Origin of the sequence: Polaromonas sp. (genome assembly GCF_030682935.1) — a bacterium.
Classification (GTDB): domain Bacteria; phylum Pseudomonadota; class Gammaproteobacteria; order Burkholderiales; family Burkholderiaceae_C; genus Polaromonas.
On sequence record NZ_JAUXNA010000044.1, the window covers coordinates 1 to 1,888 of the forward strand.

3 protein-coding genes are annotated in these 1,888 nt (G+C 62.2%); 2 read left to right on the plus strand and 1 reads right to left on the minus strand.

Annotated elements, in window-relative coordinates; all coding sequences use genetic code 11:
- The first annotated feature begins 29 nt into the window (after nucleotides 1-29).
- Nucleotides 30-170 (plus strand): zinc-binding dehydrogenase, encoded by a 141-nt coding sequence (locus Q8K05_RS01570; RefSeq protein WP_305244798.1) that lies wholly within the window; start codon nucleotides 30-32, stop codon nucleotides 168-170.
- A 38-nt stretch (nucleotides 171-208) separates the two neighbouring features.
- Nucleotides 209-1,180, plus strand: a complete 972-nt coding sequence (locus Q8K05_RS01575) for a tripartite tricarboxylate transporter substrate binding protein (protein WP_305244796.1) — start codon at nucleotides 209-211, stop codon at nucleotides 1,178-1,180.
- A gap of 189 nt (nucleotides 1,181-1,369) precedes the next feature.
- Here Q8K05_RS01575 and Q8K05_RS01580 read toward each other — a convergent pair.
- Nucleotides 1,370-1,888, minus strand: a 519-nt coding sequence (locus Q8K05_RS01580; RefSeq protein ID WP_305244797.1) for a bifunctional 2-polyprenyl-6-hydroxyphenol methylase/3-demethylubiquinol 3-O-methyltransferase UbiG, incomplete at its 5' end; no start/stop codon positions are given.

Sequence of the window (1,888 nt, forward strand, 5' to 3'; positions counted from 1 at the left end):
AGGCCGTGCCGGGCTTCGTGGCCGACGTGGTGCCGGCGATTGCGGCGGGCCGCATCAGGCCGCTGGTGGACAAGGTATTTCCCTTCGGGCAGCTTGCCGCTGCCAAGGCGCATATGGAGGCCAACCAGCATCTCGGCAAGATTGTGCTGGCCATATCGGGCGAACGCTAAACCGTATTTCGAACCATTAAACAAAGGAGACATTCATCATGAAAAAATCAGACATTCTGTTGGCGCTGGTTCTCGGCGGCCTGAGCCTGGGCGCCGCTGCCCAGGCGCCCGCGTATCCTGCCAAGCCGATCCGGCTGCTGGTCGGATTTGCGCCGGGTGGTGCGGCGGATTACGTGGCACGCGCGATGAGCGATTCGATGGGTAAGGCCATAGGCCAGCCGATCGTGATCGAAAACCGTGCAGGTGCCGGCTCAAGCATTGCCGCCGAAGTGGCAGCCAAGGCAGCGCCGGACGGCTACACTGTGCTGATTGCCAGCCCGAGCAGCATTTCGGTCAACCCGGCGCTCAATAGCAAGCTGGGCTATTCGGCGCGTGATCTGATGCCCATTACCAAGGTAAGCAGTTCCCCCCTGGTGATTGCCGCCAACCCGGCATCAGGCATCAGTTCGGTGCAGGACCTGATCGCCCAGGCCAAAAAATCACCCGGCACGCTCAACTACGCCACATCGGGCAACGGCTCGGCGCCGCATCTGGGCGCCGCACTGTTCCTGCAACTCACCGGTGTGGAAATGACGCACATTCCGTTTCGCGGCGGTGGCCCGGCCGTTCAGTCAGTGGTTGCGGGTGACACGCAACTCACCTTTGGCACGCCGCCCTCGGTCTTGCCAATGATGCAGGCAGGCCGTTTGCGCGGCCTTGCAGTCAGCACCCGCGAGCGCTCGGGCCTGGTCCCCGGCGTACCGGGCATGGCCGAGGCGGGCCTGCCGGCTTACAGCATTGAGTTTTGGTACGGGCTGTTTGTCCCGGTGGGCACGCCCCCCGCCATTGTCAAGAAAATATTTGATGCTGCGACCACGGCGATGCAACAACCCTCGGTCAAGGCCGCGCTGGCGCGAGAAGGCACGGAGGTGGCGATGTCGCCCTCGCCCGAGCAGTTTTCGGCGTTTCTGAACGAGGATGCCAAGTTCTGGGTCAAGCTGGTCAAGGATGCCGGCGTCAAGCTCGATTGATGGCTGCCCCGTGGCGCATGCGAGGCTGCTAGTGTGGTGTTGCACGCTATCCAGTACATAAAACCGCGTCTTTTTGTCCATGGCGGCGTTGCAAATCCGCGCAATAGCGGGGCTATTGCTGTGGTTTGCGCCTTGCCCTGAACAAAAATCCATCGGTTTTATTTGTACCGTCAAGCATGCAACACCACACTAGCGGAGGGGGTAGCGGGCACCGGGTTCCGGTGAAGGCGTTTCCCGCACCGCTGCAATCCGCTGTACGAAGCGGGGCGGCGCGTCCAGGTAGCCTTCTTCAAACGCGACGACCCGCAGGCCCTTGCAGATGTCCAGCAACTCGCCGGTCCGCAGTAAAAAATTGGGCCGCGAGGGTTTGCCCACGGTTTCGTTGCCTTGCGTAAATGTTTCGTAAATCAGCACGCCACCGGGGGCCAGGCTGTCGAGCAGTGTGCTCATCAAGGGGCGCCACAGGTAGTTGGTGACCACCACCGCGTCAAACTGCCGGCCCTCAAACGGCCAAGGGCCGTTTTCAATGTCAGCCACGACGGCTTCACAGGCGGATGCCGGGATGGCGATGGATTCAATCGCTTCCCGCGCCCGGTCCACCAGCACAACCGGGTGATGTCGTTCATAAAACCAGCGGGCGTGGCGGCCCTGTCCGCAGGCGACATCGAGCACCACACCCCGGTCTGCCACGAGGTGCGACCAGCGCTG

What these genes read in the sequence shown, in the direction of transcription:
- Q8K05_RS01575 (WP_305244796.1), top strand. Translation starts at nt 209, where the DNA reads ATGAAAAAATCAGACATTCTGTTGGCGCTGGTTCTCGGCGGCCTGAGC.